The sequence below is a fragment of the Brevibacillus formosus genome, from assembly GCF_003013405.1.
Taxonomy (GTDB): Bacteria; Bacillota; Bacilli; order Brevibacillales; family Brevibacillaceae; genus Brevibacillus; species Brevibacillus formosus.
Window position 1 is genome coordinate 239,609 of sequence record NZ_PXZL01000020.1, and the last position, 15,445, is coordinate 255,053.

Consider the following 15,445-nt stretch of genomic DNA (forward strand, 5'->3'; position numbering starts at 1 on the left):
TGCCCCGCAAGCGTAGACGTAAACCAACAACAAAAAAACCACCTCGCTTATAACGAGATGGTTAGTGTAGACAATACTTAGGCTGTTTCTTCGTGCAATTCCTGGCCTTCTTTGGTCAACAGTTGCGGCTTCACTTTGTCGCGTACCGTTTCTTCAGTAATCACGCACTTGTTGACGTCTTCTCTGGAAGGAAGCTCATACATCATATCGAGCATGATTTGTTCGATAATCGCACGCAGTCCGCGAGCACCAGTGTTGCGCTTAATCGCTTCTTTGGCGATTTGCATGAGCGCACCGTTATCGAACTCCAGCTCAACACCATCGAGACTCAGCAGTTTTTGGTACTGTTTCACCAAAGAGTTTTTCGGCTCTGTCAGGATACGAACGAGCGTCTCCTCATCCAGCGGCTCCAAGGTAGCCAGCACTGGCAAACGACCGACGAACTCCGGAATCAGACCAAATTTCAGCAGGTCTTCCGGCAAAATGTATTTCAGGTATTCTCCGGCTTTCAGATCGCCTTTTACGCCATCGCCGAAGTCTGCACCGAAACCGATGACTTTTTTACCCAAACGACGCTTGATAATCTGCTCGACGCCATCAAATGCACCGCCGCAGATGAACAAAATGTTCGAAGTGTCGATCTGGATGAACTCTTGGTGAGGATGCTTGCGTCCGCCTTGTGGTGGAACACTCGCAACGGTACCCTCCAAAATTTTCAAAAGCGCTTGTTGAACGCCTTCACCAGATACATCACGCGTGATGGATGGGTTTTCCGATTTGCGGGCTACCTTATCAATCTCGTCGATGTAAATGATTCCTTTTTCAGCCTTCTCCACATCATAGTCAGCAGCCTGAATGAGCTTCAGCAAGATGTTTTCAACGTCTTCGCCCACATAGCCTGCTTCTGTCAGAGAAGTTGCGTCCGCAATCGCGAAAGGTACATTCAAAATGCGCGCCAATGTTTGCGCGAGCAACGTTTTCCCGCTACCAGTCGGACCGATCAGCATGATGTTGGATTTTTGCAGCTCCACATCCTCGATCTTCGCCCCGGAATTAATCCGTTTGTAGTGGTTGTACACCGCTACAGACAAGGATTTCTTCGCCATATCTTGACCAATGACATAGTCGTCCAAGATTTTGCGAATTTCCACTGGCTTTGGAATTTCTTTCATATCGATTTCTTCTTCAGTGCCCAGTTCTTCCTGTACAATTTCATTGCACAGTTCGATACATTCGTCACAAATGTAAACACCAGGACCAGCTACCAGCTTGCGCACCTGTTCCTGGGACTTGCCGCAGAAGGAACACTTCAGTTGGCCTTTGTCGTCGTTAAACTTAAACATGCGCTTCACCTCACAACGGGTCAGTTTTTGCGTTCGATAATAGAGTCAATCAATCCGTAGGCCTTAGCTTCTTCTGCGCTCATGAAATTATCGCGGTCTGTATCTTGCTCTACGCGTTCATAAGGCTGACCTGTCCGCTCAGACAAAATCTCATTCAGCTGGCGCTTCGTTTTCATAATCCATTCCGCATGAATGCGGATGTCTTCTGCTTGCCCACGCACACCACCGAGCGGTTGGTGAATCATCACTTCGGCATTTGGCAGAGCGAAGCGCTTGCCTTTTGCACCAGCAGCCAACAGGAAAGCTCCCATGCTGGCAGCCATGCCCACACAAATTGTGGACACATCCGGTTTGATGTACTGCATGGTGTCATAGATGGCCATTCCTGCTGTAACAGAACCACCTGGAGAGTTTATGTATAGCGAAATGTCTTTGTCCGGATCTTCTGCCTGCAAGAAAAGCAGCTGAGCGACAACCAGATTGGCGATTTCATCATCAATCTCGGTGCCCAAGAGAATAATCCGGTCTTTCAGGAGGCGCGAGTAAATATCGTAGGAGCGCTCTCCCCTGCTTGTTTGCTCGATGACCATAGGGATTAGCATTATGTATTTTCCTCCTTTGCCGAAAAAAGTCAATGGTGGAAAAACAAGGCACGATACACTCGTGCCTTGTGGTCTTGACAGCCAGCGTCAGGGTTAGCCTGCCCACTGACCAATCATGCGTTCTTCTAAGCTTATGCTGTTACTTTGCTTTCTGCAACCAGCAAATCTACTGTTTTGCGAGTTTGCACATCGCGGTACAGAGCAGCCATACCATCTTGTGCAGAGAAGATTTTGCGCAGCTCATCAGCTGGGCGGCCGTATACGCCAGCCAGTTTATCCAGTTCTGCGTTTACGTCTTCTTCTGTTGCTTCGATGTTTTCTGCTTTGCCGATTGCTTCCAAAGTCAAGGAAGTGCGAACACGGGATGTTGCGTCTGCACGCAATTGATCACGCAGTTGGCTCTCATCCATGCCGGAGAACTGGTAGTACAGCTCCAGCGTCATGCCTTGGTATTGCAGACGTTGACCAAATTCATTTACCATTTGATCCAATTCATGCTCAACCATTACTGCTGGCAGATCGATCTCAGCGTTTTCAGCTGCTTTCAGAACGAGCTGCTCACGAACATATTGATCTTTTTCTTGCGCTGTTTTTTCTTCGAGTTTTTTCTTGGTGTCTGCTTTCAGCTCTTCCAGCGTGTCGAACTCGCTCACGTCTTTGGCAAACTCATCATCCAAAGCAGGCAGGTTTTTGCGCTTCAGGCTGTTCAGCTTCACTTTGAATACCGCTTCTTTACCAGCGAGGTTAGGAGAGTGGTACTCTTCAGGGAAGGTTACGGTAATTTCTTTTTCTTCGCCGATGTTCAAGCCAACCAGTTGCTCCTCGAACCCTGCGATGAAAGTACCGGAACCCAGTTCCAGAGAATAATCTTCCGCTTTACCGCCTTCAAAAGCTACTCCGTCTTGGAAGCCTTCGAAATCGATTACAGCGATATCGCCTGTTTGTGCGGCACCCTCTTCTACTGCTACGAGCTCAGCATGACGCTCTTGCATGCGCTTCAGTTCAGCGTCAACGCTCTCTTCTGTTACAGAGAAGTCTTTTTCTTCGATGGACAGACCTTTGTAGTCGCCCAGCTTCACTTCAGGCTTCACAGTTACAGTCGCTTTGAAGATCAGGTTTTTCCCTTGTTCCATTTGCGTTACGTCTACTTCTGGACGATCTACTGGCTCGATACCAGCTTCACGAACAGCTTGTCCGTATGCAGTTGGAAGCAGAATGTCAAGAGCGTCTTGGTACAAAGATTCTACACCAAAACGGGATTCGAACATTTTGCGTGGTACTTTTCCTTTACGGAATCCTGGAACTTGAACTTTTTGAACCACTTTTTTAAACGCTTGATCCAATGCTGCGTCTACTTGCGTAGCATCTACTTCAACCGTCAGGACTCCCTGGTTATTCTCTACCTTTTCCCAATTTGCTGCCACGTAAACTTCCCCTCCTAAATCGAATCAACAGAACATCGCCAGCCGCGCCATGGTATCTTCGCAGGCTCGGATGATAATATTCTAGCCATTATAACCATTCTAGTATAGCACAAATCTTTTAGTTTTCAAGAAGACCTCATTGGTCGACGAACAGAATAGTTCCCTCCCAATTGTGGAACCGGGTTGCCTAGATGATCATAAAACACCACGGATATGTAAACTTCTGTCGGACTCGTTCCAGTCTCTTCTAAATGGGCATATGTCGGTACGTGAAAACCGCGCGGCATTTGCAGGCTGCCGGGATTCAGAAACAGGATGTCTCTCTCTACGCCACATACAGGTACATGGGAGTGACCGAATACGACTACATTTGCTCCGACCTCTTCTGCACGGTAATGAAGGCGCAGAAGAGAGCCTTTCACTCCGAAGAGATGCCCGTGCGTTTGCAGGATGTGAAGGTCGCGCCATTTGGTCTCTTGCTCAGTCGGCACCTCTTGTGTCGAATCGCAATTGCCTCGGACAAGCGTCATGTTGGAAAACGGCTCGCGTTTATGGTCGACACAAAAATCGCCACAATGCAAAATTTTTTCGACATGATGTCGGTTGACGACCTGGCTTACTTCCCGAACCAAGCCGTGGCTATCGCTCATGATGAGAATTCCCATCACGCCTCACTCTCCTGTTTCTCTCTTGTCTACTTGATGATTTCAAGCAGTTGCTGCATGGCACGAGCACGGTGGCTGATCTGGTTCTTTTCTTCTGGCATGAGTTCGGCCATCATTTTGTCCATCGATGGGATGTAGAATACCGGATCGTACCCGAAGCCGTTTGTCCCTTTTGGCTCACGAGCGATCACTCCCTCACAAGCGCCAGTGGCAATGATTGGCTCTTCGCCAGGAATCACCAACGCCAACGTACAACGGAAACGAGCTGTGCGTTCCTGTGTCGACACCTCTTCCAGCTCTTTCAACAATTTACGCCAATTCTGCTCGTCTGTTGCATCTTCTCCAGCGAAGCGTGCGGAGTAAACACCAGGGCGTCCTTCCAGCGCATCTACTTCCAGACCGGAATCGTCACCGAGGGCTGGCAGGTTCAAGTATGTAGAGATTTCGATTGCTTTTTTCAGCGCGTTTCCTTCGAAGGTGTCCTTGTCTTCTACTACCTCTGGCACACCGTCAAATTCAGCGAGGCTAATGCCTTCCCAGCCTGCATCTGCGAACAGCCTGTTGAATTCTTTCACTTTTCCTTGGTTACGAGTTGCGAGCACGACTTTTTTTCGATTAGGCATGACTTTCCTCCGCTACTGATTGCGCAAAAGAGAGCGTAACATCAGAGAGCGCCTCTTTTTGACTGGTAATCAAGTTGTCAATGCCGACTTTTGCAAGGGCAATCATTTCTTGTAGCTGTTCAGGAGAAAACGGAGCATCCTCCCCTGTTCCTTGCAGCTCGACAAATTTTCCATTTCCCGTCATGACGACATTCATGTCGACAATCGCTGTAGAATCCTCTTTGTAGTTGAGATCGAGCACGGCTTCCTCACCGACTACCCCTACTGAGGTCGCTGCCAGAAAGTCGTTGAGCGGCAGTTGTTTCCAGGTGCCACTATCCACCAGCTTTTGCATCGCTTCTACCATTGCCACGTAGGCTCCGGTAATCGAAGCTGTACGTGTACCTCCGTCAGCCTGGATGACATCGCAATCCAGCCAAATGGTGCGTTCACCCATTGCTTCAAGGTTCACAACGGAGCGTAGAGCACGTCCGATCAGACGCTGAATCTCCATTGTTCGTCCACCGACTTTTCCTTTGGACGACTCACGCGCGTTGCGGGTCGCTGTTGCTCGGGGAAGCATGGAATACTCGGCTGTGATCCAGCCCTTCCCGCCACCACGCATAAAAGGCGGTACCCGGTCCTCCAAAGTCGCCGTACAAATCACCTTTGTGTCCCCGACTTCAATCAGGCACGATCCTTCTGCGTGTTTAATGTAATTGCGCGTAATTGTTACAGGGCGCAATTGATCATGGGCACGGCCATCCACTCTCATTCCAAGTTCCTCCTAAATCGCTTTGTTACACTCCGCTCATTATACCAGAGGCAGGAAACGATCTGCCACTGCACAAACGCCTCTTCCCTATTTACGTTAATTGCAAATATTCTTGTCACTTCCTCCCGCATAAAAAATTTCCTTGCCTCTACCTAATAGTTTAAATATCATCTAATTAGATATTCAATTAATTTGATGGTAGGTGAATTTACTTATGAGCTTCCTTGTTCTTTTGAAAAAGCCGAATTTGCGGCGTCTTTTAACTGCCAATTTCTTAAGCGGAATCGGTGATTGGTTTAACAGCGTTGCTGTGCTCGCACTGCTGCTCGAAATAACAGGAACAGCTATCGCTGTAGGCATTACCCTCGCACTACGTACGCTGCCTCACTTGATTTTTGGTCCGCTGGGTGGTCTGATGGCAGACCGTTTTGATCGAAAAAAAGTGATGGTCGCCTGTGATCTCGTTCGCGGCTTCGTTGCTCTTTCGTTCTTGTTTGTATCTGAAAAATCAGATTTATGGATCATCTATGCAGGCACGTTTTTGTTAGTTGCCTTTTCTTCCCTTTACAATCCTTCACGAATGTCCCTGCTCCCCAAAATCGTTGACCCTGAGGAATTGGCGACTGCGAACGCACTTGACCAAAGTATCTTTGGAATCGTCATGGCCATCGGTTCGTTGATCGGCGGTATTTTTATTGCAATATGGGGTAGTGATCTCGCTTTTCTTTTCAATGCCCTCTCCTTTTTCGCCTCGGCTCTGTTTTTAGCTAGACTGAGGGTACCCGCCTCCCCAGACAACTCCGTTCATAACGTGCAGTTGCAGCAGGCTGCTAAAGTCTCTTCCTACGGAGAGGTGATTCGCGCCATCACGTCCACACCGATTGTGTACGCCGTCCTTTTGCTGAAAGCCGTGTGGCCAATCGGCGGAGGGATTATCAATGTCCTGATCAGTGTCTATGCCTATCAAGTGTTTACTGCCGGTGAATGGGGAATTGGTTTGTTGTACGGTGCGATCGGAATTGGCTTCATCATCGGGGGAATACTTGCTCAGCGCTTTCAACGTTACTTTTACAAAGTGGCTGCCAGCAGCTTCGCTTTGGAAGGCTTTGGGCTGCTTTTGACCAGCTTCTCACCCACGATTTATGTAACGGCACTGTTCTTTGCACTCTCCACCGTGGCAGGAGGTATGGGAAACGCCAGCCTGAATACGTTGATCATGCGGCATGTCGCCCCCAGCTACCATGGCAGAGTATTTGCCTTGGATGCGACAATCTCCAACATCCTGATCGGTTTGTCCATGCTCCTTGGCGGTTGGATTTTAACGATGGCAGACCCGCGCATTGTCGGCTTTGTGGCTGGTTTTTTGGTCACAGTCCCATCGCTTTTGCTTGGGCTAATTATTTGGAGAACGGTACGCGGTAGTGGCAACGAACCATTGGCGAACAAAAACCACGCTCGTTAATACGGGCGTGGCTCGTTCCTTACATCTGTATGGGATTGAGTTTGACCGGACGGCTCACTGGTTTGGTGAACTCGCCACTAGCTAGCGGTTTTCCTTCCACCAGCAGCTGCACTTGCTTGGCTCCTGTAGTCTCCGTCAATGACAAGACGAGCGATTGCAGGGCTTCTGGGCTCGCTTCCTTGCCATCATCATACTTGAGGATGTCACTGCTCAAATTGACTGTGACCAAATCTTTTTCCTGCTTCACATTCAGAACACGTGTCGTGCGCAGCAAGGAACTAAAGAGCTGAGATCCTTGTTTCGGTCCTTTGATCAACTCTTCGACGGTTGCCTTGGCGATATCAGCCGTTTCAGGAACCAGTCGAGTTACTGGGACATAATACGTACGTGTATCATCCAGCTGTCCCTGGAAATAAACGGTTACACTGGAGGTATCTCCTGGTACCGCCCCATCGCCCAGTTCGAGATTGACTCCTTGATTCCGGTCTAATAGCGTTATGGGTGTTTTGGCTGCTGGCATTTCCGTCAACGGCGTTCCGTTCACCCAAATTTGCACAGTCTTGACGGTGCTAAATTCCGTCAGCGCCCGGGTGACGGCATCGACAATTTTCTTCTCGTCCTTCTCCTCGTACGTTTTGAAGTCTTTGGAAAAATCGACAGTGGCTACGCCGTTTTTGATGACCAGTCCTTTTACTTCTGTCCCTTTTGGCAAGACAGCGGTGAAGCCACCCTGGAGCATGCTTTCTACCGGACCACCTTTTATCATGTAGCTCAATACTTGTTTGGCAGGACCGTCTGATTTCGGAAGAGTCATCGAGACAGGAACGATATATCCGTTAGCATCCTGCAAGTACACCATTCTCTCTCCAGTCTCCGGAACGACTGGTTGTGCGCCTTCTTTTGCACCATCCGGGGACAGCGTGCCGTTTGGCAAATCCACAGATACCTCTGACTGTGGCGGTGCATCAATACTAATCGTTTCCTTTTCCGGGCCAAAGAGACCGCAGCCCGACAAAAGCACTGCGCTAACCCCCAGCACGGCCGTCATTTTCCCGATGTGCCTTATCTTCATTTCCCCAGCCTCCTCCACACACTTTGTACTACCATGTATACGAGCTAGGCTTGGGTTTATGCGTTGAAAGTTTGTCTCGCCAGACAAGGTTTTCCATCAGGGCTGGACGGTTTTTTCCAATGAGTTGTGCTGGACGTTTACTTTGCAATCCAGCCATTCTTCTGCAATGGTCCGAAATTTGTGGGCCTCCCCACTCGTCACAAACAGATGCTCTGGGCGCTCTATTTGCTTGCTTTCGGCGTCCGCCGCAATTTGCAGGGACAATTCTCGCGCTGTCTCTTCTGCGGAGTTGATCAAGCGCACTCGATCTCCCATCACTTCCGAAATGACCGGTGCTAGCAACGGATAGTGTGTACAACCCAAAATTAACGTGTCCAAATCTTCGTGCAAGAACGGGGCAAGCGTTTCTTTTACAATTCTTCTTGCTTCCTCCGAGTTCGCCATGTGGCTCTCTACCAGCGGCACAAATGCGGGACAAGCCATGCCTGCGACGTACAAATCCGGTTGCATCCGTAAAAGCGCACGTTCATACGCCTTAGTACGAATGGTCGTTTCTGTCCCGATGACACCGACTCTTCCGTTTTTTGTCACTTGAACAGCCGCACGCGCCCCTGGTTCAATCACCCCGATGACGGGCAACGGCAAATCCTCCATCGCTTCCTCCAGCACGACGGCAGTCGCAGTATTACAGGCGATCACCAATGCTTTTAACGGTGTACGCATCACATAGTCGATCATTTGAAAGCTGTAGGCACGAATGTCTTCCGGCGATTTGGAGCCATACGGACAACGGGCATTATCGCCTACATAAACAATCCGTTCTTCGGGTAGCTGACGCATGACTTCCTTCGCAACAGTTAATCCTCCCACTCCTGAATCAATAACGGCAATCGCTCGTTCTCTACTCATGCTAATGTGTCTCCCCTGTTGAAATGAATATAGTACAGCATACCACTCAAACATTTGTGCTACTACCATATGCGGAGATGAAATTTCTTGTACTCCGCAAATGTCGCACCTTCTCTAGGCGCCTTTCATAATGTGGGGAGAGATGATGTGCCTACGAGGAGGAGAATCTTTTGGTAGAAGAAGCCAAGAATTTGCTGGACTGGAGCCAATGGGGCCGACAATGGATCGAGCATTTGCGAAGACATAAGACCCTCAACCGAGAACTCGAACGGCATCTGCACAAATTCGAAGAAACATTTACACGGATCGGAAGGCAAGCATCCAAGCTTGATTCGGCAAAAGACAGCGACGAACTCCCTGCTCTCATCACTCGCGCCGAACAAGTGCAGCAGCAATTCCATCACTTTTTACGACTGGCTCAATTGAGTGAAGATGAGCATCTGGAAGAAGAAGTAAAGGAACCTGTTCAGGAATTGATAAATGCACAGCCCGCCATGGCGGAAGAAGAACCAGTACCTGTAGTGCCAGCACCCGTTTCCTATCCCGGCGCACGCGAGCCAGTCCGTGCGGCACGCCCCGTGGCTGTCGGCCGACATACCCTCCCCCCGCTCCCTTATGCTTACAACGCATTGGAGCCGTATATCGATGAAGCTACCATGCAAATCCATCACATCAAGCTGCACCAGAAGTATGTAGACGATCTCAATGCAGCAGAACGGAAGCTAGCTGAGGCTCGAGAAAGTGGCAACTTCGATCTCATACGCCATTGGGAACGCGAGCTTGCCTTTAATGGGGCCGGTCATTACTTGCATACTATCTTTTGGCCAGCCATGAGTCCGAATGGGGGTGGCATTCCCTCTGGTGATCTCGCAGCGGCAATCAATCGGTATTTCGGTTCATATGACGCCTTTAAGAGGCAATTTAGTCAGGCGGCAGAAAAGGTAGAAGGTCCTGGGTGGGCGATCCTCGTTTGGTCCCCACGAGCACAGCATCTGGAGATTCTTACAGCCGAAAAGCACCAGAACCTGTCACAATGGGATGTGATTCCGTTACTGCCTCTGGACGTATGGGAGCACGCCTATTTCCTGGCATATCAAAACCAGCGAGATAAATATGTAGAGAACTGGTGGAATATCGTTAACTGGCCCTATGCGGAAGAGCGCTTCGAAAAAGCACGAAAACTTCGCTGGGAGCCATATTGACTTGTATCTCCTTCATTGACAAACCCCCTCGTCATCCCAAATGTCAGGAATGAGAGGGGGTTTTTGCTGGCAAAACTTATTCGTTGTACGGGACAAATTCAATCTTTTGTACCTTGATCGGATTTTGGATGGGCTTGGCATTTTCATCTGTTTTCTGGGCAGCGATCTTGTCTACAACTTCCATCCCGGCAAAAACATGACCAAAAACAGTGTGACGGTTGTCGAGGTATGCTCGTCCGCCAATTTCTTTATACTTCGCTTCTGCGTTCAACGGCAGCGCCGACAAATCGAGGTACTCCTGATCTACCTTGGGGCTTTGTACAATGTAAAAATGGGTGCTGTTCGTATTAGGTCCAGCGTTCCCCATACTGAGCGCCCCTCTGAAGTTGAACAGATCCCGGCTAAACTCGTCCTCAAACGACCCACCGTAAATACTCGGAAGCTCCTTGCCATCCGGCCTTTTCAAATCTCCCGCCTGAATCATGAAATCGTTGATCACACGGTGAAATATCATATTGTTGTATTGCCCTTTTTTTGCGAGTGTTTTAAAGTTTTCCACCGCTTTTGGAGCTTTGTTCGGGAACAGTCTCAGCTTGATCACACCGGCGTCAGTCGTGATCACGCATATTTCTTCGCCTTTGCGTGGCTTCTCCAACTGAATCAGCTTCACATCTGACACATCAATGCCAGAGTCCTGCCAAATGACTCCCCACGCCTTCCAGTTCACCGGATCTGTCCCTAGTCTTGCCAATCCAAGATAATCCGTTTTTTCAATGGCCTTGTTATCTGCGGTATACCCGACGTATTTGAATTTCACTATCGCGCGGTAGTTATTGTAGGCGTCCTCCTTCGTGACGGTGTACAGCTTGTCTATCTTTGCTTCGATCACCTGAATGTTTTTGTATTGCGCCAACCCTTCCACGTAGGTTTTCATCGCAAAATTCGTAAAGGAATCATTTGCTACCAGCTTTGCTACCTCAGCAGGATTGGATCGTTGCTTCACCAAGGACGCTATGAAATCATTCACTTCCTGCTTATCTCCCCCATGTGGACGGAACTGATTGACCTGCACTTCGTTACGATAATCATGAATAGCATTTGCAGCAGCATGTTGGACAAAAGCAGGACTTAGTAACGGGATTGCAATACTTGCAGCGACTGCCAGAGAAACGAGTTTTTTCATTTTTTCTGCCCCCACTAATTAGAAGATTGTTCCATAAAGACAGTATATCTCAATCTGTGAGTCGATGACTGAAATATTTTAAAAATTCTGCTAAAAGAGGGTATTTTGAGCTGCATAGGGGAATTGTGGCGAGGCAGCGTTTCCTTTATCAATCGTCAGATTATTCTGGGAGGATAGAAAAGCTGTGAACAAGATAGGAAAGTTCCTAGCGACTCTATATAATAAGCTCTCAAGAGCGCTCTTATTTGTTTGTTAGTTTGAATTAGGAGGTTTCATGGTGAATACCAAAACTGTTGTATATGAAGCCAGCTATCGTGATCAATTGGTAGATATTTGGTATCGTGCTGTTTGCCGTACGCACCATTTTTTGACGAGAGAAGATATTGCGTTTTATAAAAACATGGTAAAAAATGAAGCACTATCTGCTGTTGAGGTATGGATGGAAATAAACGAAAAGAGAGAGCCTGTAGGCTTCATTGGCCTTGATGGAACGAAAATCGAAATGCTGTTCGTTGATCCAGAATACCACGGGAAAGGGATTGGGAGCAGATTACTCGAACATGCAGAACGTAAGTATGGTCCGAATCTGAAAGTAGATGTCAACGAGCAAAACGAAGGGGCTTATGCTTTTTACAGAAGGTATGGGTTTGTGCAAACAGGACGGTCTGAGCTGGATGGTTCGGGGAGGCCGTTTCCTTTGCTTCATTTAGATTTACAACGTTAATTTTCGGTTTAGAAAAAAACAAGACTGTCTTACATAGTAGAATTTTCTACTTGCGAGACAGTCTTGCTCTATTTATGCGTCTGAAAAACTACCAAGGACATTCACACAATGAGCCATTTCTTATGCATCCTTTTTGGCATCCCGCGAACGCACTTGCTCCTAGTTTTTGGAGTAATTTTTTGAACATGCCTATCACCTCACCTTTTCCATAAAATGTATTTACAGCAATATAATACAATCTTTATGCGGAAAATGAAAGTGTTTTCTGAAATTTCAATAAGTAATATTTTTGTCGCTTCTCCTACTATTCTCCTCTGCTGCTTCCATTTTGTTAATGAACGTCCCAACCACCTTTAATACTTGAAACAAGACGACTAAAATCGCGATGACCGTCACCCATAATACCCCGAACCCAATCATCCAGCCTGTAGACATGTTCATCCCTGCCTTTTTCGCAAAATATGTTTGAACGTACTGATTTCTCCGCTAATAGCCATGAGCAGTGAGATGCTCACACTCGAAAAGAAGATAGCCATAACTCCGTTGGTGATTTCGAAACTGCCGGACACTAAATAATGGTCAACACTCGCCCACCCCCCGCTCCATTGCCCCACACAGACTGCCAGACTGATGAATACGAGATTACGCAATACAAGCTTCCACGATAAAAAATGGTTTCCAGCCATTCCACCGCATCCGCATGAAATCTTCTTTCTGCCTCTTGCTAGATTGATACTGATCGCAAGTGTGTACAGCCCTAACAACAAAATCGCCAGGGACAGTCCCAGCGTTGTAAAAAAACCGATCAGCAAGGAAACCGCTACGGTGGCTTGCAGCCCCAAATCCAGATACGTAAAGCCTTTTGACCACGAGTAGGGTATGATCTGATAGGCTCGAACAATAGACAAATGCGTGCCCATGCCGCTTATTTTTGAGACAAACGTGCTGAGAAATAAAAATGCGAGAATCAGCCGAAACAGCAACCCAAGCTCCTCCATAACATCCCTCCTTCGTTACGCGAACCATTTCGCCTGCATGCGGTACATGCGCGAATATTCTCCGTTTGCATCCATTAGCTCATCATGATGCCCTACTTCGATCAGCTGACCCTGCTTCATGACAAAAATCCGATCCGCCATTCGTGCTGCTGCCATCCGATGGGAAATAAAAATCGCCGTCTTGTTCTGTGTGAGGGCATCAAACTGCTGAAATACTTCCAGCTCTGCCTGCGGATCAAGTGCCGCTGTAGGCTCGTCCAGAATAAATATCTCGCCTCTTCTGTACAAAGCCCGCGCCAACGCGATCTTCTGCCACTGTCCGCCTGACAGGTCTTCGCCATCCTGTAGCGTCCGACCCAAAATCGTATCATATCCACTGGGGAGCCGACGAATAAAGGTATCTGCACCAGTTTCAACCGCTACTTGCCTCATTTGGGCGGGATTGACTTCCTGCGTTACTCTCCCAATGGTGATGTTCTCTCCAGCAGTGAAATTGTAACGAATGAAGTCTTGGAAAATGACCGTGATATTTCGTTGCAGGTCGGAAATATCGAGCTCATGAATCGACTGATTGTCGAACAGAATATTCCCCGAATGGATCGGATAAAGCCCCATCAGGCACTTGACTAGCGTCGTTTTTCCAGAGCCATTATCGCCGACAATCGCAATACGCTCCCCCGGCTTGATCGTAAAGGAAACTTCATTGATCACATTGCGCTCCATTTTGGGATAGCAAAACGAAACCCGATCAAACGTAATACCAGATTGCAGCTTGGTGGGAAACTCCGCTCTGCCAGTGAGCTGCGGAATCGTTTTATCCTCATATTCCAGAAAGTCAAACAGATCAGCGATGTACAAGCATCTGTTGACGATATGTGCGAGGTTAAAGGTCATTAACGAAAGCAGCTGCTGCGTATTCTGTACCGCTTGTGCAATCGCTACAAAATCCCCTACCCTCAGGGCGCTCGCACGAAGCAGCGATACAACCAATCCCAAGCAGCCAATATACATCGAGGAGGTAAAAATCCCTGAGAGAATCAGTGCTTTTTCTCTGCGGTGAAGCAGACGAAGTACCTCTTTCATATTTTTCAAATACAGACGAGACCATCTGCCTAGCAAAAAGTCCTTTAGCTGAAACAGTCGGACCTCTTTGGAGCTGTCACGCTCATTCAGGATCGAGCTAATGTAGGAGGCTTCGCGAATCTCTGGCGTCTGTAGCCTTGCGAGAAAGTATTCCGACATACCAAATTTAATTTGGACGATTAAAAGTGGAATCACGGCCAGCAAGCTCATCACAGCTAATCCCCAGTGAATGCTAAGCAAAAACACCGCATATGAAATCAGAGTAATCAGATTTTTACCCAGATCCAATACCCTTTCCACAGGGTCCAGAAAGCGTTCCCCCATTGCCTCTGCCCGAATGCGGTGGTGATGATTGTAAAATTCCGGATCATCGAAATAGGAGAGCGGAACAGATGCTGCTTTCTTTGCTACCAAATGCTCCAAATGATATTCCAGTCGTTGCTCCGTATGGGCATCGAGAACACGCAAGACCGTTTCCAACGCATTCGTCACCAGCGTCACGGAAAACAGTCCAGCAAGCAGCCAAAGCAATGGCTGGTAATCATCCGTGTGGTCCAGCGCAATGGCTGTAACCTCATTTACCATTTCTTTCATGATCCAGATCGTAGCCAACGGGGAAAATGCCAGGATCATTCTGAGAGCAATGGAACAAATGAGCCATAGCTTGCCATGTGCCCAAATCAATCGAACGGTTTTTGCAAAATAGGAGCGAGTCATGCTGGTTCACCTGCTAGCGCCAGGAGCTTCTTTTTGGTTTCCACGGCGGTTATCGGCTTGGCACGAATGACGTCCTGCTCATCGATCACAAAAACACTTGGGAAATGGTTGATTTTGTATGCTTCCAGCATGGGTTCGTTGCCGATCAAGACAGGGATGCCGGATATGTTGTTTTCTTTTAGCCATTGGGAAGTGGATATGTGCTCGGATTCTGTTGAGATGATAACGGATGCATCTGTGAGTACACTTCCCTCGGATAATAGTTCGTGCACATGATTGGCACAGTGCCCGCAGCCCGTATGGGTGAAGTTTATGATCAGTGGACGGGGCAAGTGGTTTAGTTGTTGTTCTTGACCGTTTAGCGTGAGGAAAGGTAGAGATTGTAGTTTGGTGCCGATTGCTGGTCCGGTTTCTGGGATGAATGGGTGGAAGTGATGGACCTGTCTCTGGGTTTGTTTTAGTAGGGTGAGGAGTTTTGCCAGTAAGAAGGCAAAGATAAGTAGAAAGATCATGTTTATGGCTATGAGCAAATCTATCGATCTCCTTTCGTGTGACTCGAGATAATACGCGAGGCGTAACATATTTTTACAGAGAAAATACCATAATATTCTAGTTTTGTCATTGTTTTATGGTTCAGGGAAGTCTGTTGGTAGAAAAGATTTTGGTGATTGAGAGGTTAAACAG

The 15,445-nt window shown here is 47.9% G+C and carries 16 protein-coding genes; 3 read left to right on the plus strand and 13 right to left on the minus strand.

The annotated features are described in order from the left end of the window. Positions 1-77: 77 nt before the first annotated feature. The 6 genes from clpX to rph form a co-directional block, all read right to left on the minus strand. Positions 78-1,343, minus strand: a complete 1,266-nt coding sequence (gene clpX, locus C7R91_RS19140; RefSeq protein ID WP_007722243.1) for an ATP-dependent protease ATP-binding subunit ClpX — start codon at positions 1,341-1,343, stop codon at positions 78-80. Between the two features lie 20 nt (positions 1,344-1,363). Beyond that, positions 1,364-1,945, minus strand: a complete 582-nt coding sequence (gene clpP / locus C7R91_RS19145; protein WP_007722241.1) for an ATP-dependent Clp endopeptidase proteolytic subunit ClpP — start codon at positions 1,943-1,945, stop codon at positions 1,364-1,366. A 131-nt stretch (positions 1,946-2,076) separates the two neighbouring features. Next, positions 2,077-3,369 carry a trigger factor gene (gene tig / locus C7R91_RS19150; RefSeq protein ID WP_047072890.1) on the minus strand — a complete coding sequence of 431 codons (1,293 nt, stop codon included), beginning with the start codon at positions 3,367-3,369 and terminating at the stop codon, positions 2,077-2,079. A gap of 125 nt (positions 3,370-3,494) precedes the next feature. After that, positions 3,495-4,034, minus strand: coding sequence for a metallophosphoesterase family protein (locus C7R91_RS19155; protein ID WP_047072891.1), 540 nt, complete (start codon positions 4,032-4,034; stop codon positions 3,495-3,497). Positions 4,035-4,063: 29 nt separating this feature from the next. Continuing rightward, positions 4,064-4,657 carry an XTP/dITP diphosphatase gene (locus tag C7R91_RS19160; RefSeq protein ID WP_047072892.1) on the minus strand — a complete coding sequence of 198 codons (594 nt, stop codon included), beginning with the start codon at positions 4,655-4,657 and terminating at the stop codon, positions 4,064-4,066. Next, positions 4,650-5,411: a ribonuclease PH gene (gene rph, locus C7R91_RS19165; RefSeq protein ID WP_047072895.1), complete on the minus strand. Its 762-nt coding sequence runs from the start codon at positions 5,409-5,411 to the stop codon at positions 4,650-4,652. Before rph ends, C7R91_RS19160 begins: the two co-directional genes overlap by 8 nt. 214 nt (positions 5,412-5,625) lie before the next feature. On the opposite strand from rph, the gene C7R91_RS19170 reads away from it, so the two are divergent. Further along, positions 5,626-6,873: an MFS transporter gene (locus C7R91_RS19170; RefSeq protein ID WP_047072898.1), complete on the plus strand. Its 1,248-nt coding sequence runs from the start codon at positions 5,626-5,628 to the stop codon at positions 6,871-6,873. Positions 6,874-6,892: 19 nt separating this feature from the next. Here C7R91_RS19170 and C7R91_RS19175 read toward each other — a convergent pair whose 3' ends face one another. Together C7R91_RS19175 and racE are read right to left on the minus strand one after the other, a co-directional pair. Next, entirely contained in the window at positions 6,893-7,945 is a 1,053-nt protein-coding gene (locus C7R91_RS19175) for a GerMN domain-containing protein (RefSeq protein WP_047072900.1), read from the minus strand. 96 nt (positions 7,946-8,041) lie between these two features. Then, positions 8,042-8,854, minus strand: a complete 813-nt coding sequence (gene racE, locus C7R91_RS19180) for a glutamate racemase (RefSeq protein WP_047072901.1) — start codon at positions 8,852-8,854, stop codon at positions 8,042-8,044. Positions 8,855-9,024: 170 nt separating this feature from the next. On the opposite strand from racE, the gene C7R91_RS19185 reads away from it, so the two are divergent. Further along, positions 9,025-10,056, plus strand: a complete 1,032-nt coding sequence (locus tag C7R91_RS19185) for a superoxide dismutase (protein WP_047072903.1) — start codon at positions 9,025-9,027, stop codon at positions 10,054-10,056. A gap of 76 nt (positions 10,057-10,132) precedes the next feature. On the opposite strand, the gene C7R91_RS19190 is transcribed toward C7R91_RS19185, so the two are convergent. Then, positions 10,133-11,239 (minus strand): peptidylprolyl isomerase, encoded by a 1,107-nt coding sequence (locus C7R91_RS19190; RefSeq protein ID WP_047072904.1) that lies wholly within the window; start codon positions 11,237-11,239, stop codon positions 10,133-10,135. Positions 11,240-11,516: 277 nt separating this feature from the next. On the opposite strand from C7R91_RS19190, the gene C7R91_RS19195 reads away from it, so the two are divergent. Continuing rightward, positions 11,517-11,963: an acetyltransferase gene (locus C7R91_RS19195; protein ID WP_083995175.1), complete on the plus strand. Its 447-nt coding sequence runs from the start codon at positions 11,517-11,519 to the stop codon at positions 11,961-11,963. Positions 11,964-12,236: 273 nt separating this feature from the next. Here C7R91_RS19195 and C7R91_RS29430 read toward each other — a convergent pair whose 3' ends face one another. From C7R91_RS29430 to C7R91_RS19210, 4 genes are read right to left on the minus strand one after another with little or no spacing between them, the layout of a single operon-like run. Next, positions 12,237-12,398: a hypothetical protein gene (locus C7R91_RS29430; RefSeq protein WP_162488999.1), complete on the minus strand. Its 162-nt coding sequence runs from the start codon at positions 12,396-12,398 to the stop codon at positions 12,237-12,239. Between the two features lie 2 nt (positions 12,399-12,400). After that, positions 12,401-12,961, minus strand: a complete 561-nt coding sequence (locus tag C7R91_RS19200) for a MauE/DoxX family redox-associated membrane protein (protein ID WP_047072912.1) — start codon at positions 12,959-12,961, stop codon at positions 12,401-12,403. 15 nt (positions 12,962-12,976) lie between these two features. Then, the gene (locus tag C7R91_RS19205) at positions 12,977-14,761 is read right to left on the minus strand and encodes an ABC transporter ATP-binding protein (RefSeq protein WP_047072914.1); all 1,785 of its coding nucleotides are present in this window, start codon (positions 14,759-14,761) and stop codon (positions 12,977-12,979) included. Further along, positions 14,758-15,291 carry a TlpA family protein disulfide reductase gene (locus C7R91_RS19210; RefSeq protein ID WP_047072916.1) on the minus strand — a complete coding sequence of 178 codons (534 nt, stop codon included), beginning with the start codon at positions 15,289-15,291 and terminating at the stop codon, positions 14,758-14,760. The genes C7R91_RS19205 and C7R91_RS19210 overlap by 4 nt, the downstream gene beginning before the upstream one ends. Positions 15,292-15,445: the final 154 nt, after the last annotated feature.

Excerpts from the sequence above, each read along its gene's own strand:
- clpX (WP_007722243.1), bottom strand. The coding sequence starts at position 1,343 with ATGTTTAAGTTTAACGACGACAAAGGCCAACTGAAGTGTTCCTTCTGC.
- clpP (WP_007722241.1), bottom strand. The coding sequence starts at position 1,945 with ATGCTAATCCCTATGGTCATCGAGCAAACAAGCAGGGGAGAGCGCTCC.
- C7R91_RS19155 (WP_047072891.1), bottom strand. The coding sequence starts at position 4,034 with ATGGGAATTCTCATCATGAGCGATAGCCACGGCTTGGTTCGGGAAGTA.
- C7R91_RS19160 (WP_047072892.1), bottom strand. The coding sequence starts at position 4,657 with ATGCCTAATCGAAAAAAAGTCGTGCTCGCAACTCGTAACCAAGGAAAA.
- rph (WP_047072895.1), bottom strand. The coding sequence starts at position 5,411 with ATGAGAGTGGATGGCCGTGCCCATGATCAATTGCGCCCTGTAACAATT.
- C7R91_RS19170 (WP_047072898.1), top strand. The coding sequence starts at position 5,626 with ATGAGCTTCCTTGTTCTTTTGAAAAAGCCGAATTTGCGGCGTCTTTTA.
- C7R91_RS19175 (WP_047072900.1), bottom strand. The coding sequence starts at position 7,945 with ATGAAGATAAGGCACATCGGGAAAATGACGGCCGTGCTGGGGGTTAGC.
- racE (WP_047072901.1), bottom strand. The coding sequence starts at position 8,854 with ATGAGTAGAGAACGAGCGATTGCCGTTATTGATTCAGGAGTGGGAGGA.
- C7R91_RS19190 (WP_047072904.1), bottom strand. The coding sequence starts at position 11,239 with ATGAAAAAACTCGTTTCTCTGGCAGTCGCTGCAAGTATTGCAATCCCG.
- C7R91_RS29430 (WP_162488999.1), bottom strand. The coding sequence starts at position 12,398 with ATGTCTACAGGCTGGATGATTGGGTTCGGGGTATTATGGGTGACGGTC.
- C7R91_RS19200 (WP_047072912.1), bottom strand. The coding sequence starts at position 12,961 with ATGGAGGAGCTTGGGTTGCTGTTTCGGCTGATTCTCGCATTTTTATTT.
- C7R91_RS19205 (WP_047072914.1), bottom strand. The coding sequence starts at position 14,761 with ATGACTCGCTCCTATTTTGCAAAAACCGTTCGATTGATTTGGGCACAT.